Source organism: Nocardia miyunensis NBRC 108239, from assembly GCF_001613065.1.
Classification (GTDB): Bacteria; Actinomycetota; Actinomycetes; order Mycobacteriales; family Mycobacteriaceae; genus Nocardia; species Nocardia miyunensis.
The window spans coordinates 102919-127225 of the sequence record NZ_BDBQ01000044.1 but is presented as its reverse complement, the minus strand read 5'-3'; the positions used below and the strand labels follow the sequence as shown (position 1 = coordinate 127225).

The 24307-nt window shown below is 67.9% G+C and carries 23 protein-coding genes; 14 read left to right on the top strand and 9 right to left on the bottom strand.

From position 1 onward, the window contains the following. The first annotated feature begins 12 nt into the window (after positions 1-12). Positions 13-1830 carry an ABC-F family ATP-binding cassette domain-containing protein gene (locus NM2_RS19185; RefSeq protein ID WP_067670470.1) on the top strand — a complete coding sequence of 606 codons (1818 nt, stop codon included), beginning with the start codon at positions 13-15 and terminating at the stop codon, positions 1828-1830. Positions 1831-1841: 11 nt separating this feature from the next. Here NM2_RS19185 and NM2_RS19180 read toward each other — a convergent pair whose 3' ends face one another. Together NM2_RS19180 and NM2_RS19175 are read right to left on the bottom strand one after the other, a co-directional pair. Continuing rightward, the gene (locus tag NM2_RS19180) at positions 1842-2576 is read right to left on the bottom strand and encodes an Abi-alpha family protein (protein ID WP_245718111.1); all 735 of its coding nucleotides are present in this window, start codon (positions 2574-2576) and stop codon (positions 1842-1844) included. Continuing rightward, positions 2573-3895: a DUF445 domain-containing protein gene (locus tag NM2_RS19175; protein WP_067670468.1), complete on the bottom strand. Its 1323-nt coding sequence runs from the start codon at positions 3893-3895 to the stop codon at positions 2573-2575. Before NM2_RS19175 ends, NM2_RS19180 begins: the two co-directional genes overlap by 4 nt. Positions 3896-4310: 415 nt before the next feature. On the opposite strand from NM2_RS19175, the gene NM2_RS51700 reads away from it, so the two are divergent. Then, positions 4311-5135, top strand: coding sequence for a DUF4393 domain-containing protein (locus tag NM2_RS51700; RefSeq protein ID WP_245718110.1), 825 nt, complete (start codon positions 4311-4313; stop codon positions 5133-5135). A 39-nt stretch (positions 5136-5174) separates the two neighbouring features. Here NM2_RS51700 and NM2_RS53000 read toward each other — a convergent pair whose 3' ends face one another. After that, a complete protein-coding gene (locus tag NM2_RS53000) occupies positions 5175-5414 on the bottom strand; it encodes an aromatic-ring hydroxylase C-terminal domain-containing protein (RefSeq protein ID WP_067670466.1) in 240 nt (79 codons plus the stop codon). A gap of 101 nt (positions 5415-5515) precedes the next feature. Here NM2_RS53000 and NM2_RS19160 point away from each other — a divergent pair, with 101 nt between their 5' ends. Beyond that, the gene (locus NM2_RS19160) at positions 5516-6046 is read left to right on the top strand and encodes a nuclear transport factor 2 family protein (protein WP_067670464.1); all 531 of its coding nucleotides are present in this window, start codon (positions 5516-5518) and stop codon (positions 6044-6046) included. A gap of 79 nt (positions 6047-6125) precedes the next feature. Here the strand turns inward: NM2_RS19160 and NM2_RS19155 are convergent, their stop codons facing one another. Both NM2_RS19155 and NM2_RS19150 read right to left on the bottom strand, forming a co-directional pair. After that, positions 6126-6560: an ester cyclase gene (locus NM2_RS19155; RefSeq protein WP_067670462.1), complete on the bottom strand. Its 435-nt coding sequence runs from the start codon at positions 6558-6560 to the stop codon at positions 6126-6128. Positions 6561-6906: 346 nt separating this feature from the next. Then, positions 6907-8526 carry a peptide chain release factor 3 gene (locus NM2_RS19150; protein ID WP_067670460.1) on the bottom strand — a complete coding sequence of 540 codons (1620 nt, stop codon included), beginning with the start codon at positions 8524-8526 and terminating at the stop codon, positions 6907-6909. Between the two features lie 498 nt (positions 8527-9024). Between NM2_RS19150 and NM2_RS19145 the strand changes: the two genes are divergently transcribed. The 3 genes from NM2_RS19145 (at position 9025) to NM2_RS19135 (ending at position 11816) form a co-directional block, all read left to right on the top strand. Beyond that, positions 9025-9621, top strand: a complete 597-nt coding sequence (locus NM2_RS19145; protein ID WP_067670458.1) for a 50S ribosomal protein L25/general stress protein Ctc — start codon at positions 9025-9027, stop codon at positions 9619-9621. A 34-nt stretch (positions 9622-9655) separates the two neighbouring features. After that, a complete protein-coding gene (pth, locus tag NM2_RS19140) occupies positions 9656-10267 on the top strand; it encodes an aminoacyl-tRNA hydrolase (protein ID WP_067670457.1) in 612 nt (203 codons plus the stop codon). Positions 10268-10727: 460 nt separating this feature from the next. Next, positions 10728-11816, top strand: coding sequence for an ADP-ribosylglycohydrolase family protein (locus NM2_RS19135; RefSeq protein ID WP_218025949.1), 1089 nt, complete (start codon positions 10728-10730; stop codon positions 11814-11816). A 183-nt stretch (positions 11817-11999) separates the two neighbouring features. Here NM2_RS19135 and NM2_RS19130 read toward each other — a convergent pair whose 3' ends face one another. Then, complete coding sequence (locus tag NM2_RS19130) at positions 12000-13196, bottom strand: aminotransferase class V-fold PLP-dependent enzyme (protein WP_067670453.1); 1197 nt, start codon at positions 13194-13196, stop codon at positions 12000-12002. Positions 13197-13535: 339 nt separating this feature from the next. Here NM2_RS19130 and egtA point away from each other — a divergent pair, with 339 nt between their 5' ends. From egtA to egtD, 4 genes are read left to right on the top strand one after another with little or no spacing between them, the layout of a single operon-like run. Beyond that, complete coding sequence (egtA, locus tag NM2_RS19125; protein WP_067670451.1) at positions 13536-14786, top strand: ergothioneine biosynthesis glutamate--cysteine ligase EgtA; 1251 nt, start codon at positions 13536-13538, stop codon at positions 14784-14786. A gap of 56 nt (positions 14787-14842) precedes the next feature. Continuing rightward, positions 14843-16183, top strand: coding sequence for an ergothioneine biosynthesis protein EgtB (gene egtB, locus NM2_RS19120; RefSeq protein ID WP_067670449.1), 1341 nt, complete (start codon positions 14843-14845; stop codon positions 16181-16183). Further along, positions 16183-16971, top strand: coding sequence for an ergothioneine biosynthesis protein EgtC (gene egtC / locus NM2_RS19115; RefSeq protein WP_067670447.1), 789 nt, complete (start codon positions 16183-16185; stop codon positions 16969-16971). Before egtB ends, egtC begins: the two co-directional genes overlap by 1 nt. Continuing rightward, complete coding sequence (gene egtD / locus NM2_RS19110) at positions 16968-17939, top strand: L-histidine N(alpha)-methyltransferase (RefSeq protein WP_067670445.1); 972 nt, start codon at positions 16968-16970, stop codon at positions 17937-17939. Before egtC ends, egtD begins: the two co-directional genes overlap by 4 nt. Before the next feature lie 460 nt (positions 17940-18399). On the opposite strand, the gene NM2_RS19105 is transcribed toward egtD, so the two are convergent. Further along, a complete protein-coding gene (locus tag NM2_RS19105; RefSeq protein ID WP_067670442.1) occupies positions 18400-19017 on the bottom strand; it encodes a TetR/AcrR family transcriptional regulator in 618 nt (205 codons plus the stop codon). A gap of 96 nt (positions 19018-19113) precedes the next feature. Here NM2_RS19105 and NM2_RS19100 point away from each other — a divergent pair, with 96 nt between their 5' ends. From NM2_RS19100 to NM2_RS19085, 4 genes are read left to right on the top strand one after another with little or no spacing between them, the layout of a single operon-like run. Beyond that, the gene (locus tag NM2_RS19100; protein ID WP_067670440.1) at positions 19114-20343 is read left to right on the top strand and encodes an alkane 1-monooxygenase; all 1230 of its coding nucleotides are present in this window, start codon (positions 19114-19116) and stop codon (positions 20341-20343) included. Beyond that, complete coding sequence (locus NM2_RS19095; RefSeq protein WP_067670438.1) at positions 20343-20531, top strand: rubredoxin; 189 nt, start codon at positions 20343-20345, stop codon at positions 20529-20531. The genes NM2_RS19100 and NM2_RS19095 overlap by 1 nt, the downstream gene beginning before the upstream one ends. Then, entirely contained in the window at positions 20528-20713 is a 186-nt protein-coding gene (locus NM2_RS19090; protein WP_067670436.1) for a rubredoxin, read from the top strand. The genes NM2_RS19095 and NM2_RS19090 overlap by 4 nt, the downstream gene beginning before the upstream one ends. Next, on the top strand, positions 20710-21942 hold the full coding sequence (locus NM2_RS19085) for an NAD(P)/FAD-dependent oxidoreductase (protein WP_067670434.1): 1233 nt from the start codon (positions 20710-20712) through the stop codon (positions 21940-21942). The genes NM2_RS19090 and NM2_RS19085 overlap by 4 nt, the downstream gene beginning before the upstream one ends. A 417-nt stretch (positions 21943-22359) precedes the next feature. Here NM2_RS19085 and NM2_RS19080 read toward each other — a convergent pair whose 3' ends face one another. Both NM2_RS19080 and NM2_RS19075 read right to left on the bottom strand, forming a co-directional pair. Then, a complete protein-coding gene (locus tag NM2_RS19080; protein WP_067670433.1) occupies positions 22360-23217 on the bottom strand; it encodes an amidohydrolase family protein in 858 nt (285 codons plus the stop codon). Between the two features lie 45 nt (positions 23218-23262). Further along, positions 23263-24246: an ABC transporter substrate-binding protein gene (locus tag NM2_RS19075; protein WP_067670431.1), complete on the bottom strand. Its 984-nt coding sequence runs from the start codon at positions 24244-24246 to the stop codon at positions 23263-23265. Between the last annotated feature and the right edge of the window lie 61 nt (positions 24247-24307).

Here is a 24307-nt window from a genome sequence, read left to right as displayed (position 1 = left end):
GCGGACGAGCCCATGGTGAACCTGGTCAACTTGGAACAGGTCGGCAAGAGTTTCGGGATCAAACCGCTGCTGGATCAGGTCTCGCTCGGTGTGCAGGAGGGTGAGCGGATCGGTGTCGTCGGTCTCAACGGCGGCGGTAAGACCACGTTGCTCGAGGTGATGACCGGGATCGAGGAGCCCGACAGCGGCCGGGTGAGCCGGATGAACGGGCTGCGGATGGCGGTGGTCACCCAGCGCGGCAGCCTGCCCGAGGACGCCACCGTCGGCGAGGTCGTGCTCGCCGGACTCGCCGACGATGCGGTCGGCGGCAATCCCGTTGTGGCGGAACACGAATGGGCCGCCGATCCGCGCATCCGCAACGTCATCGAGGGGATCGGCATCGCCGGGCTCGGCATGGACGCCTCGGTCACCAACCTGTCCGGCGGTGAGCGTCGTCGTGTGGCGCTGGCCGCGGCCCTGGTGCGCGAGCTGGATCTGCTGGTGCTGGACGAGCCCACCAACCACCTCGACGTCGAGGGTGTGCAGTGGCTGGCCGAACATCTGCTGGCTCGGCGCAGCGCCCTGGTGGTGGTCACGCACGATCGCTGGTTCCTGGACACCGTCGCCACCCGCACGTGGGAAGTGGTGGGCGGCAAGGTGGAAAGCTACGAGGGCGGCTACAACGACTGGATCTTCGCCCGCGCCGAGCGCGTCCGGCAGGCCGACGCCACCGAGGCGCGCCGCCGCAACCTGGCGCGCAAGGAACTGGCCTGGCTGCGTCGCGGGCCGCAGGCGCGCACCTCGAAACCGCGCTATCGGGTCGAGGCCGCCGAGGCGCTGATCGCCGACGTTCCCGCGCCGCGCGACACCGTGCAGCTGGCCGCCTTCGCGCGAAAGCGGTTGGGCCGCGTGGTGATCGAACTCGAGGACGCGAGTTTGACCACGCCCGACGGCCGCGAACTGGTGCACGATCTGACCTGGCGGCTCACACCGGGTGAGCGGGTCGGCCTGGTCGGGGTGAACGGTTCGGGCAAGACCACGCTGCTGCGCGCGCTGGCCGGGGACGCCGAACCGGCGACCGGCCGACGGATCCAGGGCCAGACCATCCGAATCGGCTGGCTGCGTCAGGAACTCGACGATCTGCCGACGAATATGCGTGTGCTGGAGGCGGTATCCGATGTCGCCGAACGAATCATGCTGGGCGACAAGGAGGTCAGCGCGGGGCAGCTGGCCGAGCGACTGGGTTTCACCCCGGCCAAGCAGCGCACCCCGGTCGGCGATCTGTCCGGCGGCGAGCGCCGGCGTCTGCAGCTGACCCGCATCCTGATGGGCGAGCCGAACGTCCTGCTGCTCGACGAGCCGACCAACGACCTGGACATCGACACCCTGCAGCAGCTCGAGGATCTGCTCGACGGCTGGCCGGGCACCCTGGTGGTGATCAGCCACGACCGCTACCTGATCGAGCGCATCTGCGATTCGACCTGGGCGCTGTTCGGCGACGGCAAGCTGACCAACCTGCCCGGCGGCATCGAGGAATACCTCCGCCGTCGCGCCGCACTCGCCGCGCCCGGCCGGCCCGCCCCCGCGCAGAGCGCCACCGGCGGATCATCGAATTCCCCTGCTCCCGCAACGGATTCGGCCGCCTACCGCGCCGCCCGCAAGGAATTCGCCCGCCTGGAACGAGCTCTGGAAAAACTCACCGAACGCGAACAGCGCCTGCACGACGCCCTCGCCGAGGCCGCCACCGACCCCGACAAACTCGTCACCCTCGGCGTGGAGCTGAAACAGGTTCAGGCGGATAAGGAATCGACCGAGGAACGCTGGATGGAACTCGCCGACGAGGTCGGCTGAAACGTCGCGTCCTACAGCGCCTTGTCGATCGGCGGCACGGGGAGACAGCAGCAGACGAAATCGCCGCCGAATCCGGTGAGAACGATGCTGCAGTAACGGATCTTGGCGCGCGGGCGGCTGCGGGAGAGCAGTGAGCGGACCTGCGCTTGCGCCTCGAGCAGTTGATAGCGCGCGGGGTTGTCGAGTGGTTCGGTGGTGAAATCGATCAGGCCCAGGCGACTCAGATTGGTCAGATAGTGGGCGGTCCGATCGGGGGAGTGCAGCGCGGACTCCTCACCGATCAGGTTGAGCCCCATCTCGATTCGCTGCGTCCCGGGGCTCAGCGCGCGTCCGGCGCGGACGTCCAGGGTGGGTTGCGGGCCGTCCAGATAGAGGAATCGCAGAATGCGCGCCTCGTCGGGAGTCAGCTCGGACAGGATACGCGCGTACGCCGGATGGTCGCCCTCGCCGGTCTGCATCCGCGCCGAATGCCGCAGCAGTTCCGCACCGCGCTCGCGCAGATTCCGGACCGGGTCGGAGCTCGAATCCGATTGCGGTGCGGGGATACCCAGCGCCTGTCGCACCGATTCGCGCATCTGCTCGTTGGCCTCGGAGAGCAGCTCGCGCGGCGGTCGCCCCGCCAGGCTGCCGCGCACGACGGCCCCGGTGATGTCCCGGGCGGTGTCCACACTCCACGAGGTCGCTTCCGCCGCAGCCGATGCGGCCACCTGCACCAGCCCGGCCGCAGCGCGCACTGGGTCGCTCAAAGCCATGTTCTCGCCACTTCCGTTCCGAAGATCAGAAGATGAGCGTAACCGGCGATGAGCCCCAGCACACCGCCATGGACGAACAAGAGCCACTCGTCCTGTTTGATCGCCGCACGCAGCATGTCCACGAAACTCGGCGGGGAAAGGGCCGCCATCTGCTTGGCGATATACCGGCTGACCTGCGTACTCTGCTGCGCGTTGAAGGCCGGATCGGCGAAGGCGACCGGCGCCAGGCTCTTGGCCTTGTCGGCGAAGGAATCCTGCAGCGTCGCGTAGTCGCGAGTGCCCATCATGAACTTCACCGGCCCGCGCGCGGGGCCCAGCGCCTTGTCGGTGGCCGGACGCAGGGTGTCCTCCAGGACCTGCATGGTGCGGTCCGCGCGCGGCCCGTTCAGCAGCTCGTCTCCGACGTTGGCGATCGTGATGATCTGGGTGGCGACCAATTCCGCGTAGCCCTCGGTGATCTCGGCCTGCCGTTTGATCAGCAGGCCCTGCCGCCACGGGCACCACCATTTCGGATACGCGGGGGCGAAGATCATGTTCAGGCCGATCCAGTTCACCACCCAGCCGATCACCACGCCGCCGATCGGCAGCACCACCAGGGCCGACCAGTTCGTCAGATGCAGGATGGCCACCAGCACCGCACCCATGGGCGCGCCGAAGTAGAAACCGAAATTCTGCATGAATCGCAGTTCCTTGGCCCCCAGCACCTGGAAGACCGTATTGAGCAGCTGCGGCCGGGACTGGAAATACCGGATCACCATCTGCTTGACGTCGAGCAGCTGCTCGATATTGTTGCCCAGCTCGACGGTGAGATCGCGCAGCACCTCGGGCAGCTGGTCCCGCACGCGTTCGTGCACCACTTCCCGGACCTGGGTGGGCAGGTTGTACCAGAGCTGCGGATGTTCCCGGATCGCGATTTCCTCGACGATGTCGCGGATCTGCTCCTGCGCCAGCGCGGTCAGATGTTCGGCCAGGGCGTCGGGTTCGAGTTCGCGATAGAAATCGCTGACGCTGCCCAGTTTGGACAGACCCTTGTCCACGGCGATGGAGGCCATCTTGTCCGCGCGCGACGGGACGATGCCCTGCCAGCCCATCCGCCCGTCGTAGCGCAGCAGCGGGAGAACCTGAATCCGCTTGGGCAGGAAGTGGAACAGCCATTTCAGCCCCGGCACCGAAATGCCGTGGAAGTAGATCGGCTTGAACAGCATCAGCACGCCGGTCCAGTTGGTGATGTAACCGATGATGCCGGTGAACAAGGGGATCGTGATGAGTTCCAACAGAATGGATGGGTGGATATGGAAATAGCTGTCGAGCACGACACCCTCCTGCAGAACCGTACCGGTGACCGCCGCCTCACCGGTACTCGAAGGTACCCGTCGGCATGGGGGACCTTACTGCGGAATTGCGGAGATGGTCGAATTTGCGACCGGATGTGGTTCGTGGCGTCCGAAGTGGGAGACTTTCGGGTAGCCGGTCGTCGTGGTTGCCCGGTACTGTTCGCACGGCCCGCCGGGCCGAGGCATCCGGTGACCGGGTGGCGGCGATAATCTGTGAGCGTTTTCGTTCACCTGGCGAGTTTCGGAGAAGGACGTGGCAGACGACAGGACCGGGCGCGACGTTGTCCGTCCGGGGTCCCGCTCCGCGGATCCCGGCACGAGCGGATCGGGCCCGAAGGCGGCAACGCAGCGTGACCGGGCAGGGGCGCCGATCGTACCCAGGCGCGGCTCGGAAGTGGAGCAGCGGCAGATCAGCAACGAGGCCAGGCTCATTCGCGGGGTGTTCCGCGCGGCCGGGCTAGCCGCGGGGACAGCTGTGCGCAGCGGGCAGTGGGCGGTGGGCACCACCTACGAGGTGACCCGGCAGATCACCCAGGCGGCCCTGGACGGAGAGTCCTCCACCGAGATCGCCGAGCGCGCCGGACAGGCGCTGCAATCGGTCGCTCGGAGTGTGCTGGGTGTCACCGAGGGGTCGGTGCGCGAGATCGTCAGCTATGTGCCGACCGCGAACGGCCATACGCCGCAGGCCATTACCGGCGGTTACGTCCGGTCCACGACGATGGACGAGCTGCGTCGTCGCGGCGATGCGCTGCTGGCCCGTTCGGCCGATGTGTACTTCACCGAGGAGGTGCATCCGGCCTACGACCGGATCCTCGATCAGCTCGCCCCCGACGAGGCCCGCATCCTGCGTTTCATGGCGCAGAACGGACCGCAGCCCTCGGTGGACGTGCGCACCAACCGCCCGCTGGGCATCGGGTCGGAACTCGTGTCCGGCGATCTGACCTCGGTGCCCGAACAGGCGGGCGTGCGCTACCCGGACCGCTCGCGCCACTACCTGATCAACCTCAACCGCCTCGGCCTGCTGATGAACTCCGACGACCCGGTCCTGCTGAGCCGCTACATGGTGCTCGAGGTCCAGCCGATCGTCGAGACGGCGCTCAAGGCGGCCGGACGCGTCCCGAAGATCGTGCGAAAGAGCCTGCGCCTCACCGAATTCGGCGAGGACTTCTGCCGCACCTGCTTCACCCTGCCCACCGAGAGCTACTCCGCCCCTTCGTGACTCAGCGCGTCGCCGGGCGCGGGAGCATGCGCCGGGCCGCTACCGCCCTCGGACGGCGAGCTCGGCCGGGCACCAGGTGTCGAGCGCTTCGCGGAGTGCGGGCGGATCGAGATCGTCGCCGGGGCCTGCCGCCCACGCGATCACTCCGTCCGGCCTGAGCAGCATCGCGGTCAGGCGCTCGTCCCCGAACGAGTGAGCGCTCGGCTCCACGCATCGGTACGCCGAACGGCACTCGTGACCGTGCCGGTGCAACTCGTTGCCGGAGTTTCTGGACAGCACTCGCGGCTGACCGAACCCGCCGGAGTGAAGCGCAGGCCAAGAATCCAGCACAGATCTCTCAAATCACGCAGAACTGCGTGTCCGGATGGGATTGTTGAGGTATGGACTCCGATGCCGTCTCCGCAATCAGTCGGCTGAAGTTCCGCTACCTGCGGGCACTCGATACCAAGTCCTGGGACGATTTCGCCGACACCATGGTCCCGGACGCGACCGCTACCTACAGCGAGTACCTGCAGTTCGAATCGCGTGACGCATTCCTGGCGTTCATGCGCAATACCCTCGGCCCGCACGTGATCACCGAACACCGCTGCGATCATCCCGAGATCGACGTCGACGGTGACGAGGCCACCGGAACCTGGTATCTGGCCGATACGGTGCTCATCCCCGGCCACAACATGCTGCTGCGTGGCGCGGCGTTCTATTCGGACCGCTATGTCCGCTGCGAGGACGGCCGCTGGCGCATCGCCCACACCGGTTACGAACGCACCTACGAGGTAGTGCTCTCCCTGTCGGACCTGCCCAGCCTCCGGCTCACCTCGAGCCGCTGGGGCCTGATCGCCAGCGAGCCGGAGACCGGTGGCATCGCGGCCGACGGCCAATCGTCCGGTACCCCGGAAGAAACGATGGGCTAGCGGCCGATGAGGTGGTATGCGCGACAACGCAACCGGCCCGGGGACCGCACCGCGATGTCGTGCGCTGTCACATCACGAGTCAGGATGCCGCGGAGTGCGCCTGCTGGACGAGGCCGAGTTGCTGCATCATGCCGAGCGTGTCCCAGCATGTCCAGCCCTCGACGGCCTTGCCGTCCTGGAAGCGTTGCATCGTGATTCCTTGAACGACCGCCGATTTGCCGGTCGCGGGCATACCCATCAGCTCGCCGTCATTGGTTCCTGTCCCCGTCCATCGGGTAGTGACGAAGTCGCCTTCGGCGATCTGTTCGTTGACCAGGAACCGTTGATCCGAGATTGCGTCGACATACATCTGCGCGAATCGCTTCACGCCCTCTGGGCCATGGATATCGGCGTACGGGTTCTGCGGACTGTGGTCGATGTAATCGGCCGCGAGCAGCTCGTCGAATACCTCGAAGTCTCGGGTGTTCCATGCGTCGAAGAGGCGCTTGGCGGCGGCCTTGTTCTGCTCTGACATGGCGCTTCCTGTCTGTTGACGGCGCCGAACTCGCGAAGCGGCACGCAGCCGCGACGGGCAGCATTCGCGGTGCCCGGCGTTGCATATGGTGTGGCGTGCGGCTGCGATGCCGACAGAAGATCCAGACGTGCCGCTGCCTGGTAGGGGGACGATGCCATCACGGCGTAATGCCTGTCCGAGCGTTGTCGGCAGGCAACCGGCCAGCCACCGATCACAAACCTCGAGCCGGTGTACAGACGTTATTGTGCGCCTTTGTTCGTGCGCGTCGTAAGGGGACAATGGCCCCTGCTGCGAGCCTGTCCCGGGTGCTTCGCGGTGATAACGATGCACACCGGAAGGCGTCCGGCTAGTCCGCCGTGGCGACCAGGGGATCCAGGGTCAGATCGGGCATTTCCTTCTGGATGTACTGCAAGCGCCACTTGTCGCTGAACAGGGCCAGGATCGCGCCGTCGGTGCGGGTGAAGACCTCGACGCCGCGCTGGCGGTCGAGTTCGGGTGCGGACTGCGCGTCGGTGCGGCGGGCCAGCTGGTAGGGCAGGAAGTCCAGTTGCGTCTCGACGGTGAATTCGGCCTGCATGCGGGCGGTGACCACCTCGAACTGCATGGGACCGACCGCGGCCAGCACGGGTGAGGCGTCACCGCGGGTGTCGTTGCGCAGCACCTGCACGACGCCCTCGGAGTCGAGTTGATCGATGGCCTTGCGGAACTGCTTGTACTTGCCGGCGCTGCGGGCGCGCAACGTCGCGAAATGTTCCGGCGCGAAGGACGGGATCGGCGGGAATTCGACCTTCTTGTCCACGAACAGCGTGTGCCCGGGGGCTAGGGCGGTCGCGTTCACCAGGCCGACCACATCGCCCGGATAGGCCGTGTCGACGGTGGAACGTTCGCGGCCGAAGACGGTCAGCGCGTATTTGGTCGCGAACGGGCGTCCGGTCTGGGCGTGCGTGACGACCATGCCGCGCTCGAACTCCCCGGACACGATGCGCATGAACGCCAGCCGGTCGCGGTGCGCGGTATCCATTCCGGCCTGCACCTTGAACACGACCGCGCTGAACGGATCGCCGGTCTCCCGGGGCGAGCCCTTCACGTCGTCGCGCGGGCCGGGCGGGGGAGCAAGGGCGACAAGGGTTTCCAGCAACTGCCGCACCCCGAAGTTCAGCATGGCCGAGGCGTAGATCACCGGTGAGGTCTGCCCGGCCAGGAACAGTTCCTGATCGTGGTCCTGCCCGGTGGCCGAGAGCAGTTCGCTCTCCTCGGCCGCGGTGGTCCAGACATCGCCCTCGCGCTCGGCGGCCTGCTCGACGCGGTAGGACTCCTCGGGCGCGATCGTCGCGCCACCGGCGGTGCGGGTGAAGTGGATGTATTCGGTAGCCGCACCCTCTTCACCGCGCCGCAGCAGACCGCGGAAATCACCCGCGATGCCGACCGGCAGGAACAGCGGGGTCGGGGTCAGCCCGATGCGCTCGCTGATCTCGTCGAGCAGCTCCAGCGGCGCCCGGCCGGGCCGGTCCCACTTGTTGATGACGGTGATCACCGGAATGCCGCGGTGGCGGCACACCTGGAACAGTTTGAGCGTCTGCGGCTCGAGGCCCTTGGCGGCGTCGATGAGCATGACCGCGGCGTCGACGGCGGTCAGCACGCGATAGGTGTCCTCGGAGAAATCCGAGTGACCGGGGGTGTCGACCAGATTGATCACGCAGTCGCCGTATTCGAACTGCAGCGCGGTCGAACTCACCGAGATGCCGCGCGCCTTCTCCATCTCCATCCAGTCCGAGACGGTGGATTTGCGCCCGGACTTGCCGTGGATCGCGCCCGCCTCGGCAATCACCTTGGCGTGCAGGGCGAGTGCCTCGGTGAGGGTGGATTTACCCGCGTCGGGATGGGAGATCACCGCGAAGGTGCGCCGCCGCGCGACTTCCTGTGCCAACCGCCCGGACGTGGTCGCGTTCGGGGAAGGGGAATTCACGGCACGGGCTCCTGTTCGGGGGTGGTCAACCTCTCCAGGCTACTTGGCCGGGCATTCTGGGCCCGGCCCGGTCCGGCGGAATGAGCCGTAGTCTCGGCGCGTCGAACGGGTGCGTCGTGGACCTGGCGACTCTCGGGCATCGAACGGATTGCTCGGGGCCTGGCGTTCCGGGGATTCGATTCGGCGGATTCGATTCGAAGGATTCGAACCGCTGTACATCGGCGCTCGGGACGGTAGTGTTGCGGAGGCACGGCGCGGATGTGTGCGCCGGTTGTGGGCGCGGGGTCCGGTTCGGGTGTGTTCCGGCGTGCGTGTTATTCTCTTCGGGTTGTCTCGGCGAGGGTGTGAGGCACAGATGTGCACACACCGTGATCGACGCGGCTCGGCTTTTCCGCCGTTCTCGTTCGTTCTTTCGCCCGACGAGCAGACCCTTCGCCAGGGCAGTCCCTGGCCAGTTAGGTACACCCGCCCCGGAAAGCCGTAGGAGAACTTCCCCCCATGTCCGACACCAGCCTTCTCGAAGCCACCGTACGCACCGAATTCGGCAAGGGCGCCGCACGCCGCACCCGCCGCGACGGCAACGTCCCGGCCGTGCTGTACGGCCACGGCGAGGCTCCCAAGCATCTGGCCATCAACGCTCAGGCGTTCGCCGCCATCCTGCGTGAGCAGGGCACCAACGCCGTGGTGAACCTGGAGATCGAGGGCACCAAGCAGTTCGCGCTGACCAAGTCGGTTGTCGTGCACCCGATCCGCCGCTACATCGAGCACGCTGACCTGCTGATCGTCAAGCGCGGCGAGAAGGTCGTCACCGACGTGCACGTCACCCTGGTCGGTGACGCGGCGGCCGGCACCCTGGTCACCCAGGAGTCCACCACCCTGTCGGTCGAGGCCGACGCGCTGAACATTCCGGAGCAGATCGAGGTCTCGGTCGAGGGCGTCGAGGCGGGCACCCAGATCACCGCGGCCGACATCGCGCTGCCCAAGGGCGTCACCCTGGCCGGTGAGGCCGAGGCGCTGATCGTGAACATCATCGTCGCCCCGGCCGCCGAGGCCACCGCGGAAGAGACCGAGGGCGAGGGCGAGGCCGCCGAGTAAGGCTGTTCCCCAACGGTTTTCGTGATCGAATCAAATGCCTGAGACGGCCGGGAATGCGACGTCCGCCACGGATCGTCCGACGGGACCCGCGCTGGTGATCGGTCTGGGCAACCCCGGATCCGAATACGAGCGCACCAGGCACAATGCGGGTTTCATGGTCGCCGACGTGCTCGCAGGGCGCGTCGGCGGCCGTTTCACCGTGCACAAGAAGTCCGGCGCCGACCTGCTCGAGGCGCGCCTGGACGGACGCAAGGTGTTGGTCGCCAAGCCGCGTTCGTTCATGAACGTCTCCGGCCGCTCGGTCGCCGCGCTGGCCCGCTTCTTCTCCATCCCGCCGACCGAGGTGATCGTCATCCATGACGAACTCGATCTGGAGTTCGGCGTCATCCGCCTCAAGCGCGGCGGCGGCGAGGGCGGCCACAACGGCCTGCGCTCGGTCTCCAGCGCCCTCACCACCAAGGACTATCTGCGCGTCCGATTCGGCATCGGCCGCCCGCCCGGTCGCCAGGACCCGGCCGACTACGTCCTCAAACCCTTCGCCAGCCCCGAGCGCAAGGAACTCCCCGTCATCGTCGAACAGGCCGCCGACGCAGTGGAACTCCTGCTCCGCGCGGGCCTGGAAGCCGCCCAGAATCAGTTGCACTGACCGATCGCTTCCTCCGGCCGTGATCGTGTGGCCGCCGATGCGATCCGTCCGGGTGACATTCGGAGTCCTGACGCCTGTGTGGGCCGCTCGTGTGTGTCGCCGCACGCGGACGTGAACCGCGGACATGTTGCGTACCAACGCCGATTGCGTTGTGCCGGAACCGCCGACGTGGCCGCGCGTTGCCTGTAGCGAGGATTCGATCGTGCCGAGCATTCCGATAGCTCCCGAATGTGTCGCGTTCGAGCCGTGGTCGATGTTCTGCATATTGCGTCGGTCCGGGGGTGCTGGGTACGCCCGCTGGCTCCCGATCGTCTTGCTCATTGCGTCGACCCGGCCGGGTCTCGGTTCGGGCGGTGCGCCAGGTCGTGCGGCAAGGTGTACCAGTGCCAATTGCGTTGTGTGAGGCCCGGATTGCGGTCTGCTGGCGTGAGATCATCGGCGTGCTGCCATGATCGGATGTGTGGAGGAGTACACGAAACTGGTGGATCGGGTTCGCGGGGCACTGCTCGGCGGGGCGATCGGGGACGCGTTGGGGTGGCCGATCGAGTTTCTCGAGCTGGCTGCGATCCGGGAATTCCACGGGTCGGACGGGGTGACGGGGTTTCTGCCGATGGGGCACGATCCCGATGCGCCACAACAGATCACCGACGACACGCAGATGACGTTGTTCACCGCGGAGGGGCTGTTGCGGCTGCCGCCGGGCACGGATCCCGCACCGGCGCTACAGCGCGCCTATCTGCGCTGGCTGCGGACACAGCGGCAGGACGGGCCCGGACACGCGCCGGACGGCTGGCTGGCCAGCCAGCCGTTCCTCTACGCCCGGCGCTCGCCCGGGAACGCGTGCATGAGCGGACTGGACCGGCAGGAGCAGGAGTACCGCGAACCGCATCCGCTGGGCGCGCCGGGACCGGTCAACGCCGACTCCAAAGGGTGCGGGACGGTGATGCGGTCCGCGCCGTTCGGACTGGCCCGGCTCGGTCCCGATGTCGCGTTCACCATGGCCGCGCGCTGCGCGCAGCTCACGCACGGCCACCCGACCGGCTATCTCTCGGCGGGCATCTTCGCCGCGCTGGTCGATCGCGTGGTGGCGGGCGTTCCGCTGCGAGATGCGGTGCAGCAGAGCATCGCTCAGATCACCGGCGGCCCCGGCGCGGAGGAGACCGTCGCCGCGCTGCATCGCGCCGTCGCCACGGCCGACGAGGGTGAGGCCACGGCCGAGCGCGTCGAACAGGTGGGCGCGGGATGGATCGCGGAGGAATGCCTCGCGATCGCGGTCTACTGCGCGCTGGTGGCCGACCAGACCGCGGATCCCCGTGCGGCACTGTTGCTTTCGGTGAACCACTCCGGTGATTCGGACTCCACCGGCGCGGTCGCGGGCAATCTGATCGGCGCGGCGCACGGCCTGTCCGCGTTGCCGCTGGACTGGGCCGGCCGGGTGGAGGGACGCGACGAGTTGGTCCAGGTCGCCGACGATCTGATCCTGGCCTTCCACGTCGGCGACCGCAGCCACCTGCCCGCCCGCTACCCGCTCGACGCGCCCGTGCACTGACCCGGGGCGGCATGCACCCCGGGTTCCGGCCGGGCGACTGTCGGATGCACGCGAGGATCGACGCACCCTCGCGCGCCGGGACGATGGAATGTGTGCGCGTCCTCGGTTTCGCGGATCCGGCGTACCCCGTGGCCGCCACATGCTCGGCATGGGACCGGGGTGCCCGGCGGCGCGCGGCCGCGCTCAGCGGCCCGTGGCCAGTGCGGTGACGGCCTCGGTGAAACGCTCCAGCTCGTCGGCGCTCACGAAGCAGTGCGGCGAGGCGCGCACCACCGAGTCCAACCGGCGGGCGGACATGTCCAGCAGCGTCGATCCGCGATGGCTCACGGTGACGGTGATGTCCTGCGCGAGCAGCCGATCGCGGATGTCCACCGGAATCCAGCCGTCGATGGTGAACGAGACGATGCCGCTGTGCCGCGCGCCCAGGTCGCGGACGGTCACCTCGGGAATCTGCGCGAGGGTCTTGCGCAACTGCTCGGCGTTCGCCGAGATCGCGGCGTAGACCTCGTCCGGTCCGTGGTCGAGCAGGTAGCGCACGGCCGCGCCCAGGCCCAGGCGCGCGGCGACGTCGCACTCCCAGAATTCGAAGCGGCTGGCGTCGGCGGCCAGGCGGTATTCGCGCGGGCCCACCCACGCGGCGCTGTGCAGGTCCAGACGGGTCGGTTCCATGGTCGCGGCCAATTCCGGTCGCACATACAGGAATCCGGTGCCGCGCGGCCCGCGCAACCATTTGCGGCCGGTCGCCGACATCGCGTCGACGTCCAGTTCGGCAACGTCCAGCGGGAGCTGACCGGCGGACTGGCAGGCGTCCAGCAGTACCAGCGCACCCACCCGACGCGCGATCCGGGCCGCCTCGGCGACCGGGTTGACCAGGCCGCCGTTGGTTGGCGCGTGCACCAGCGAGACCAGCTTCACTCGTTCGTCGAGCATCTCGGCCAGGGCGTCGACGTCGAGCTGACCGGATTCGTCGCTGGGGATCTGCTCGACCACCGCACCCGACGCCTGCGCGCGTTGCAGCGTCGCGATGGCGTTGCTGGCGTAGTCGGCCTCGGAGATCAGGATGCGGTCGCCGGGCGCGAGCGGTACCGCGTAGAAGAAATCGGACCAGGCCCGGGTCGCGCTGTCGCTCAAGGCGATACCGGCCGGGTCGGCGTTGATCAGCGCGCCGATCGCGGTCTTGACCGATTCCAGATCGTCCAGGCGCTCGTTCGCGGCGCGGTATCCGCCGATCTCGGATTCCCGTCGCAGATGTCCGGTCACCGCGTCGAGCACGGGTCGGGGCGGCAGCGACGATCCGGCACTGTCCAGGAATACCGGTGTCGGCCAGGTGACATTGTCGTAGGCCGGGATGTCGGCGCGAAGTCGAGTCAGATCGAGCACCCAATCGACGATAGAAGATGTCGGTCGCCCGGTGTGCGGCCAACTCGCCGATTCCGGCGCGGCGAATGCGGGTGTCGCGGGGCCCCGCGGCGAATCCGCGATTGCCCACGGGGTCGGGGCGCAGCGATTTATGCTGGTCGGAAGCGGTGGCTGCCCAGCCGTTACCGTTTCGTCAGATTTCTTGTCGGTGCCCGCCGCTACTCTGGTCCGGGTCGGCGGAAACGAATTCCCCGGGCGGCCAGCGCAGGTTCGCCCGGCCGGACGGGCACCGGGCGACACAGCTAGGAGCAGCACGGCTGCCGCGGCGTCGAGCACGGCCGCGGCGGAGCGGAGGTTGACATGGCAGTCACGGCGGTCAGGGCCGCGGTCGGAGCGGGGGAGGGATTCACCTCACGCGCCGCGGCCGAGGCATATATCGGCGGTGTCTGTTTCAAACAGGGGCCACCCTGTCTGATCGGTGCCGAGCTCGAGTGGCTCACCGAATCCGGTGAGTGTTCGGCATCCGGCCCGCGTCCCGAGCCGACGGCGCTCGCGGAGGCACTGGGCCCCTACGCGCCGTCGACGATTTCGCCCGAATCTCCCGCTCTACCCCTGCCCGGAGGCAGCCGGGTCACCGTCGAACCCGGTGGGCAGGTCGAACTCTCCAGTGCTCCGTTCGAATCCGCCGCCGAACTCTGTGCGAGCCTGCGGGCCGATGTCCGCCATCTCGAACGATTGCTCGAATCTCGTTCCATCCGAACGTTCTCCGCCGCGGCCGATGGCCTTCGCCCGGCGCGGCGAGTGTTGCAGGCCCCGCGTTATCGGGCCATGGAACGTTCCTTCGCCGGAATCGGCCCGTTCGGCAAGCTCATGATGTGCAATACCGCGGCAACGCAGGTCAGCGTCGACGCGGGCGCGGACCACGCCGAGATCGTGGCCCGGTGGACCGCGCTCAACACCGTCGGCCCGGCCCTGCTGGCGGCATTCGCCTGCTCACCGGATCTGCACGACGCCCCGGCCGGCTCCTGGGCGTCCCAGCGAATGCGCACCTGGCTGCGCCTGGACCACGCCCGGACCAGGCCGCCGGTGCTGGACTGGCCCGATCCGATCACCGCCTACGCCCGCTGGGTGCTCGATGTCCCGCTGCTGTGTGTGCGGCGCGCCGAGCACGAGGACGACTGGTCGGCCCCGCCCGGCGCGACCTTCGCCGACTGGCTGTGCGGCGCTCTCGACGACGAGATCGGCCGCCGGCCCGATGCCGCCGATCTGGACTATCACCTGACCACGATGTTCCCGCCGGTGCGGGCCTCGGGATATCTCGAGGTGCGCTATATCGACGCCCAGCCCGGCCAGGACTGGTCGGTGCCGATCCACGTGATCGAAGCGCTGATGTCCGCGCCGGAGGTGGTGGCCGCGGCGGCCGGCGCGGCCGCCCCGGTGGCGGACCGCTGGCTCGAGGCCGCTCGGTGCGGTCTGTCCGATCCCGAAATCCGTTCGGCCGCAGTAGATTTGCTGGAAATCGCCGCGGCCGCCGCAGCCCCGGAGGCCGCCGACGCGGTGCATGCCGCGGTGCGCCGATGCCGTGCCGGACTCATGCCCACCGCGCGCTGACTCCTGCGTCGCGCGCCGATGCCGCTTTCCATTCATCTCACCCTCGGAGTTCTTCGATGACCGTTCATCTTCCCGGATCCGACCGCGCCGATACCGAGCGATTACGCGAGCAGATCGCCCGGGTCCTGACCAGGGCGCGCGAGCGCACCACCGGGCTCACCGACTGCGTCGACGAGGCCGACCTGGTGGCTCAGCATTCGCGGCTGATGAGCCCGCTGGTGTGGGATCTGGCGCATATCGGCAATCAGGAGGAACTGTGGCTGGTGCGCGATGTCGGCGGGCGGGAGCCGGTGCGCGCCGACATCGATCAGCTCTATGACGCGTTCCGGCATCCGCGCGCGGACCGGCCCGCGCTGCCGCTGCTGGATCCCGCGCAGGCTCGCGACTACACCGGCGAGGTGCGCGGGAAGGTGTGGGATGTGCTGGCGGACAGTGATTTACGCGGTGATCGGCTGATCTCCGGTGGTTTCGCCTTCGGCATGATCGCCCAGCACGAACAGCAGCACGACGAGACGATGCTGGCCACCCATCAGCTGCGCGCCGGTGCGGCGGTGCTCTCGGCCGCGCCCGCGCCCACTGCGGCGGTTCCGGTGTCGGGCGAGATCGTCCTTCCCGCAGGGGAATTCATGATGGGCACCTCGACCGATCCGTGGGCGCTGGACAACGAGCGGCCCGCCCATCCGGTGCGGTTGCCCGGATTCGCGATCGATGCCGCGCCGGTGACCAATGCGCAATATCTGGAGTTCCTCGAGGACGGCGGTTACCGTCGTCCGGAACTGTGGTCCGAGCGGGGCTGGGCGCATCGGGTCGAAGCGGATCTCACCGCACCGCAGTTCTGGGAGCGGGACGGTGGAAATGGCTGGTGCCGTAGGGCTTTCGGCAGGATGACGCCATTGCGTCCACGGCAGCCGGTGGCGCACGTGTGCTGGTACGAGGCGCAGGCGTACGCCACCTGGGCCGGTAAGCGCCTGCCCACCGAGGCGGAATGGGAGTTCGCGGCTCGCTTCGATCCGGCCACCGGGCGCTCGCGCAGGTATCCGTGGGGCGATGCCGATCCCGACGAGACCACCGCGAATCTCGGTCAGCGGCATCTGGAACCGGCCGATGTGGGCGCGTATCCGGCGGGGGCGTCCCCGGCCGGGGTGCATCAGCTGATCGGGGACGTATGGGAGTGGACGTCCTCGGGTTTCGAGCCCTATCCGGGTTTCGAGGCGTTCCCGTACCGGGAGTACTCCGAGGTGTTCTTCGGCGGGGATTACCGGGTGCTGCGCGGCGGGAGTTTCGGCACCGATCAGGTCGCGTGCCGCGGCACGTTCCGCAACTGGGATCACCCGATTCGCCGGCAGATCTTCTCCGGTTTCCGGCTCGCTCGCGATCTGCGATCGGACGAGCGCTGATGTGCCGTCATCTGGGATATCTCGGACCTGTCGCCCCGGTCGGCGAAATCCTCACGCGCGGAGCGCATTCGCTGTACACGCAGGCGTGGGCTCCGCACGACATGCGGGGCGGCGGCACCATCAACGCCGACGGTTTCGGCGTCGCGTGGTGGCTGCCCGGCGGCGGGGTGAGCCGGTACCGCAATTCCTCGGCGATCTGGACCGATCCGGCGGTGGAAGAGGTTCTGCCGCAATTGCATTCGTCCGCTGTGCTGGGCGCGGTGCGTTCGGCCACCAATTCGCTGTCGGTGGAACGCAATGCGTGCGCGCCGTTCACCGGCGGGCAGTGGGCGTTCAGCCACAACGGCCGGATTCCGGACTGGCAGCCGGTACTCACCCGGCTGGCAACCGAATTCGGCTCGCCGTCGCTGATCGGGGCCGAATCACGCACGGATGCCGCGACTCTGTGGGTGATCGTGCGCGATCTGCTGGAGAAGTCCGGCGACGCGGACTCCTCGGTCGCGGACCCGGCCGCGGTCCTGCCGCGAGTGATCCGGGCCGTGCTGGACCTCTCGCCCGAATCGCGCCTGAACCTGCTGCTCGGTGATGGCGAAACACTGTGGGCCACAACCGTTCACCACGCGCTGTCGGTGCTGGTCACCGACGAGATCGCGGTGGTGTCCTCCGAACCCTACGACGACGATCCGCGCTGGCGGGCGGTCCCGGACCGGCAGCTGGTGACGCTGCGCCCCGGCCACCTGTCGATCGTCCCGCTGCACACCGAAGATTCCGAAAGGGCGCTGCGATGACCGCACCGACGCTGGAAATCCATCTGACCGACGCCGATCTCACCGAGGCGCTGCGCTCGGACGCGCGCTACGGGCTGACCTCGGATCCGAAGACCTTGCCGCCCAAATGGTTCTACGACGCCCGGGGGAGCGAGCTTTTCGAGGAGATCACCCGGCTGCCCGAGTACTATCCGACCCGCACCGAGCGGGCGTTGCTCGAGCGCGTCGTCGGCGAGATCGCCCAGGTCGCACGGGCCGAGGTCCTGGTGGAGCTCGGCGCCGGGTCCGCGGCCAAGACCCGGCTGCTGCTGTCCGCGCTGGGCGCGGCTGGGCCGTTGAAAACCTATGTACCCCAGGATGTCTCGGAATCCGCCCTGCGCGGCGCGGCCGAGCAGATCAACGCGGAATTCTCGGGCCTCGCGGTACACGGTGTTGTCAGCGACTTCACCGACACCCTGCACAATCTGCCCGGCGGTGGCCGCCGGATGATCGCCTTCCTGGGCGGCACCATCGGCAATCTGATTCCCGCCGAGCGAGCGGAATTCCTCGCCGGTGTGGCAGCGGTCCTGGAACCGGGGGAGCAACTGCTGCTCGGCGCGGGCCTGGTCATCGACCCCGCCGTCCTCGTCCCCGCCTACGACGACGCCGCCGGAGTAACCGCGGAATTCAACCGAAATGTATTGCATGTGTTGAACTCTCGCCTGCACGCCGACTTCGACCCCGATGCCTTCACCCACATCGCCCGGTGGGACGCCGAGAACGAGTGGATCGAAATGCGCCTCGAAGCCACCCGCGACATGACCGTCACGATCCCCGACCTGGACCTCACCGTCCATTTCACCCGAGGCGAACAGATGCGCACCGAAATCTCCACCAAATTCCGCCCCGACGGCCTCGCCACCGAACTCGCGGCCGCCGGTTTCGACACCGAACACATCTGGACCGACCCCGACGACCGCTTCGCCCTGATCCTGGCCGCCCGTCGCTGAGGGGCGACTCGGCCCGCGGCCCGGGCCACCGGTTGCCCGGGCCACCGGTTGCCCGGGCCACCGGTTTCCCAGGGTCGCCTGGAGTGTCCCACCAGGTTTCCCGGGCTGCCCATCGCGCACCGTCACGAGCCGGTCGCAGGAACCCGGGGCTCGGCGACCACCCGCACGCTGATCGTTGCTGCCAGCGAGGGGAATCGGGAATACCGCAGAACGCTGATGACTCGATTGCCAGACCTGCTCCGATCGCCCGCAGTCTTCGAAGAGCGGCATGAGGTCCGTGCCGATTACTCCGTCCACGCGCATCGGTATCGCGACATCCGGATCGACGTTATCTGCTCGCGGGTCTCGGATCGCTGACGTACTGCCGTGTTCGGTGCGCCCGCGGCAACCCACATCTGTGCGGGATCGACTTTCCTTGCGGCGGTTACGTTGTCGCCCGATGAGGGGAGGCGAACGCGTGCTACGCGGACATGCCCGTGAAGACCCGGGTGATCACCAACGCGATCTGGGTGACCGCGCGGTCGGTGGGGCCGATGGGCTGGAACAGGTGGCTCAGGGTTAGGCGGACGAGGATTTCGATCAGTGATTCGAGGTCGTCGTCGGACAGGGTGGGGAGTTCGTAGCGTTCGCGCATGGCGGCGATGAGTGCGGCGACCGCGCGGCCCAGGACCGGTTCGGGTTCGGTGACCAGGGCGGGCAGCAGGGTGGTGTCGCCGCTGTGGCGGCCGGACAGGACCGCTTTGAGCAGGGTGTTGTCCGCGCCGGTGCGCAGGGTGTAGTCGGCCGCGCGGGTCATGCCGGTGATCGGGTCGGCGGGGTGTTCGGCGAGGGTGTCGACGATGCCGCTCAGGAAGGTGCCGAGTTCGCGTTCGATGAGGGCGTCGGCCAGGGCCTGGCGGGTGCCGATCTCCTTGTAGAGCACCGGACGGCTGATGCCGACGTCCTTGGCGATGCGGGACATGTTCACCGCCCCCCAGCCCTCGGTGCAGACCACCTCCCGGGCGGCGTCCAGAGCCCGTTCGCGCAGGAGTAGGCGCATCTCACTCTGAAAATTCGGCGCTTCAGCCACGGCGATCATCGTACATCAGCTCCTCGAGTGACTCCGTCGTTGACAACTCATCATAAGTTGTATTCACTAGATACACATTCTGCAATTGTGTAAACGGAGTGCGATATGACTTCCTCTCGGATCGGCGAATCGGGGCCCACCGCGGCCGGACCCCGGCAATGGCGCGATCGCAAGCGATATCTGTGGCTGCTGGGTCTGGTCGCGCCGACCGCACTGCTGGTCGCGGCGGCGCTGGTCCGGGCGTTCAACTGGTTCGGCTGGCAGGCGGTCAGCCCGGTGTGGTGGTGGATCGGCCCGATCCTGGTCTATGTGCTGCTGCCGAGCCTGGACCGGTTCTTCGGTCCCGACGGGCAGAACCCTCCGGAGGAGGTGATGGAGCAGCTGGAGAACGACCGGTACTACCGCTACTGCACGTACGCGTACATCCCGTTCCAGCTGGTCAGCCTGGTCTTCGCGAGTTACCTGTGGACCGCGGCGAATCTGTCCTGGCTGGGCATCGACGGCGGTCTGAGCGTGGTGTCCAAGATCGGCCTGGCGCTGAGCATCGGCACGATGGGCGGCGTGGGCATCAATACCGCCCACGAACTCGGCCACAAGAAGGACGAGCTCGAACGCTGGCTCTCGAAGATCACCCTGGCCCAGACCGCCTACGGCCACTTCTACATCGAGCACAATCGCGGGCATCACGTGCGGGTGGCCACGCCGGAGGATCCCGCCAGCGCCCGCTTCGGCGAGAATTTCTGGACCTTCCTGCCGCGCAGCGTCTGGGGCAGTCTGCGCTCGTCGTGGGCGCTGGAGAAGACCCGGCTGGGTCGGATGGGCAAGAGCCCGTGGACGATTCGCAACGACATCCTCAACGCCTGGCTGATGACGCTCGTGCTGTGGGGCGTGCTGGCCGCGATCTTCGGACCGGCGATCCTGCCGTATCTGGTCCTGCAGGCCGTCTACGGTTTCTCGCTGCTGGAGACGGTGAATTATCTGGAGCACTACGGACTGCTGCGGCAGCGGACCGCGAGCGGACGGTACGAGCGGTGCACCCCGGAACACAGCTGGAATTCCGACCACATCGTGACCAACATCTTCCTGTACCACCTGCAGCGGCACAGCGATCATCACGCGAATCCCACTCGGCGGTACCAGATCCTGCGCAGTATGGACGGTGCGCCGAATCTGCCCAGCGGCTACGCCAGCATGATCACGCTGGCCTATATCCCGCCGCTGTGGCGCAGGGTGATGGATCACCGGGTGCTGGACCACTACGACGGCGACATCACCCGCGTGAATATCCAACCCGCGCAACGCGAACGGGTCCTGGCGAAGTACGGAGCGCGGTGATGGCCGCGTATCGCTGCCCGGTCTGCGATTACGTCTACGACGAGACCGTCGGCGCCGCACGCGAAGGATTCCCGCCCGGAACACCCTGGTCCGCGGTCCCCGACGAGTGGTGCTGTCCCGACTGCGGCGTCCGGGAGAAGGTCGATTTCGACGCCGTCACCGATATGTCCGGAAGGGAGTCCCGATGACCACCGATTACAAGCTGTTCCGTTGTCTGGTATGCGGTTTCGAGTACGACGAGGCGCTGGGCTGGCCCGAGGACGACATCGCTCCCGGCACCCGCTGGGACGACATTCCCGAGGACTGGTCCTGCCCGGATTGCGGCGCCGCCAAGGCCGATTTCGAGATGGTGGAGGTCAGTCGCGCATGACGGATCGGATCGTGATCGCGGGCGCCGGACCGGCCGGTGCGACCGCGGCCCGGACCCTGCGCGCCGAGGGATACACCGGGCGGATCGTGCTCGTCGGCGCGGAACACCACGGTCCCTATCGCCGCCCGATGGTGTCGAAGGATCTGCTCGACGGGACCCGCGAGATCGACCGGTGCCTGCTCGAACCCGAAAAGTATTGGGCTGAAAGCGATATCGAACTGCGGGTGGCCACCATGGTCGCAGATATCGATACCGACCGCCGCCGCCTGTGGCTGAGCACCGGCGAGTCGCTCGACTACGACGCGCTGCTGCTGGCCACCGGTGCGCGAGCGCGACGCCTGGAACAGCATCCGCCCGTGCGGGTTCGGTCGCTGCGCCGCGTCGCGGATATCGCGCCGCTGCGTGCGGCGATCGACGACGGCCCGTTGCTGATCGTGGGTGCGGGCCTGGTCGGTCTCGAGGTCGCCGCAACGGCTCGGGGCCTGGGAGCGGATGTGCGGATCCTGCACTCGGGTGCCGCGCCCTTGGATCGCACTGTGCCACCAGAGGTTTCGACTCTGGTCGCAGATCTGCACGCCGAGCACGGGGTCCGGATCGAGAATGGCGTCCGCCTCGCCCGGCTCGAGCAGATCGACAGGCGGGGAGTGGTCGCGACGGCCACGGACGGACGCACCTGGACGGCCTCCTCCGCCCTGGTCGCAATCGGCGCTGTTCCCGACACCGCCCTTGCCAGAACCGCCGGAATCGCCGTGTACGACGGCATTCTCGTGGACGAGCAGTACCGGACCTCGACCTCGGGTGTCTACGCCGCCGGAGACGCGGCCAGCCGCTTCAACCGCCCGCGCGACCGCCACGAGCGTGGCGAACACTGGAACAGCGCCCTGGCGGATGGCAGGGCCGTCGCGAAATCAATACTGGGACAACAGATCACCGATATCGATGTGCCATGGGGATGGTCCACTCAGTACGGTGTCAGTCTCCAATTCGCGGGCTGGACCTGCTCGTACGACGAACTGATCGTCCGAGGATCGATCGACTCCCGCGACTTCACCGCACTGGCCCTCGCCGGAGGCGCACTCGTCGGAGCCGTATCCGTCGGCCGCCCCCGCGACATCAGAGCCGCCCGCGAACTCATCGCAACCGGCGTCGTCCGCCCGACCGCAGCGTGGGCCGACGAATCCACCGATCTCGCCGACCGCGCCCAGCCCCCGGTTCCGGCCGCACGCTGAATGCTCGACTGCGCACGGCAACCCGCTGTTCAGGGCCAGCTGATCGGTTCCCGGAAGGCCGCGGCTGGTGATCTGCGATCAAATCCACTGGACTGCAAGCTGTTCCGCTGGCATTCGGATACTTCGTGAGAGGCGTGAATCCGGTCTCACCGTCGACAGGTAGCGCCGCGATACCGCGACGTCATCGAGTCGGCTGGGCCCGGGCCCCTCATCGGGCCATGCTCACCCGGCTGAATGGCAAGGCGCGCACCATATTCGCCGAGACTCCGTCGAGTCCACCGCCTGAGGACGAGTCGGCTACGGAGTAGCCGGTAAACCGCGGGCAAGTGGGTGGTCACTGTCACCGCCGGGGCGATCAGCAAGGCGCGCAATGTATTCGCCGAAGTGCTGCTCGCCCTGGCGGTGCGGTGTCAGCGACTACACCGATGCGACCAGGCCCGGGTACAGGCGACGTGCGGTCCCGGCGAAGATCTCCTCGCGATCGGCCTGCGGGACGTCGGCGAGGACGCCCTGGGCAAGGGCCAGGAGTTCGGGGAGGGACTGTTCCGCGGCGGGGAGGTTGGAGCCCCAGGCGATGCGGTGTGCGCCGAATGCGGCCAGGACCGGCTCGAGGAAACTCGCCGCCTCCTTGCCGACATCGCGCAGGGGTTCGAGGCTGCGGTGGGTGAGCTTGAGGTGCAGGGCCGGGTGCTGGGCCAGGCTCGCCACCTCTTTGCCCGCGCCCGCGGGCGATGCCGCGATATCGGGATAGCCCATGTGGTCGAGCAGGATGTAGACCGAGGGGAATCGGCGCAGCAGTTCCTCCAGCTGGGCGGTCGCGGGGCCCAGCCGCATCTGCAGGCAGACGGTGACGCCGAGATCGGTGGCCTTCTCCCAGAACGGGTAGGTCTCCGGCGCCGCGAACCATTCGCCCTGGATGGGTACGGTGCTACCGCTGGTGAACAGGCGAACCCCGGCCAGGCCGCCCTCGCCGACGGCCGCGGCGAGGTTGTCGGCGGCATCGGGCCGCAGCGGATCCACCGTGCCCACCGCGACGAACCGATCGGGCCGCTGCGCCCGGCTGTCCAGCACGTAGGAGTTGTCGTAGCCGTACGCGGTGGTGGCCTGGACCAGTACCGAGCGGCTGATCCCGGTCTCGTCCATGCTCGCGATCATGCCGTCCGCGGTCACCGGGCGGGTGGACGCCCAGCCGGACTGCTTACCGCCCAGCGGTGCGCGCGCGTATCGGGTGGTGTCGTCGGAGATGATGTGGCAGTGCGTGTCGATGATATCCATGAATAAGTCTTTCCTTTGTGGGACAAGCTTTTTCGACGGCCTTTGTCAGGCGTCGGGGTACTCGCCCCCGTCTTCGAACAGGCTCTGGGGCTCGCTGGGGAAGTCCGCGTCGAGCAGGCCCTGGTCGCGGGAGAACTTCACCAGTGCCCGCAGGCTGGCATCGTTGGCCCGCAGACCGTAGGGAATCGGATCGCCGGCGATCTGCTTGGCCTGCTTGCCCAGCCGGGGCAGCGCCGACCACTCCGGGTCCGCCTCGACCTGGCGGCGCTTGCTCTCGGCGAACGCGGCGTACAGCGCGCTGGGTAGGTTCGGGTCACGCTGGACGAGTTCGCTGCGGACCGCGATCACCGAGTGCAGCGGGTAGATCCCCGTGCGCAGGTACCAGTCGGTGGCGAGCACCTCGGGATCGGCGAACAGCGGGTACGGCCCGTCCTCGAGGGTGGGCTCCTCGGTCGTGGCCTGCCAGCCGGTGCGGGGTGCGCCCGCGCGTCCGGTTCCGGCGTTGCCGCTGAGTGCGGCGTCGATCTCCCCGGCGCGCAACAACTCTCCCAGTGACCGGCCGTCGGTGACCCGCTCGACGTTCGACGGCGCGCGGCCCTCGATGTGGTCGTCGTCGTCCACGACCCAGGTGATGGAGTCGATGTCGACGCCGTACTCGTCGCGCAGAATGCCGCGCACCCACACCGCGGTGGTCACGGTGTAGGCGCGCACGCCGACCCGCTTGCCCTCCAGGTCCTTCGGGACACGGATGCCGGACGTCGCACTGCACTGCACATCGGAGTGGTGGAAGCGGCGGTTGAGGAAGACGGGGATCGCGGTGAGCGGCACCCCGGCCTGCAGCGCCAGCAGATAGGAGGTCGGGGCGAGTTCGGACACGTCGAATTCGAGGTCGCGGATCATCCGGCGGTACGCGCTGATGACGGGTTCCACCGTCACCGGTTCCACGGTGTACCCGTCGATGGCGACGTCGCCGCTCAACAGGGCCTTGCCGTGTGCGTAATTCCCCAGAACCACCGAAAGCTTGCTCATGTCTTGCCTTTTCGTTCGGATGAATGATGTCGTCGGTTCAGCCCGCGAGCGGCGACGCCCT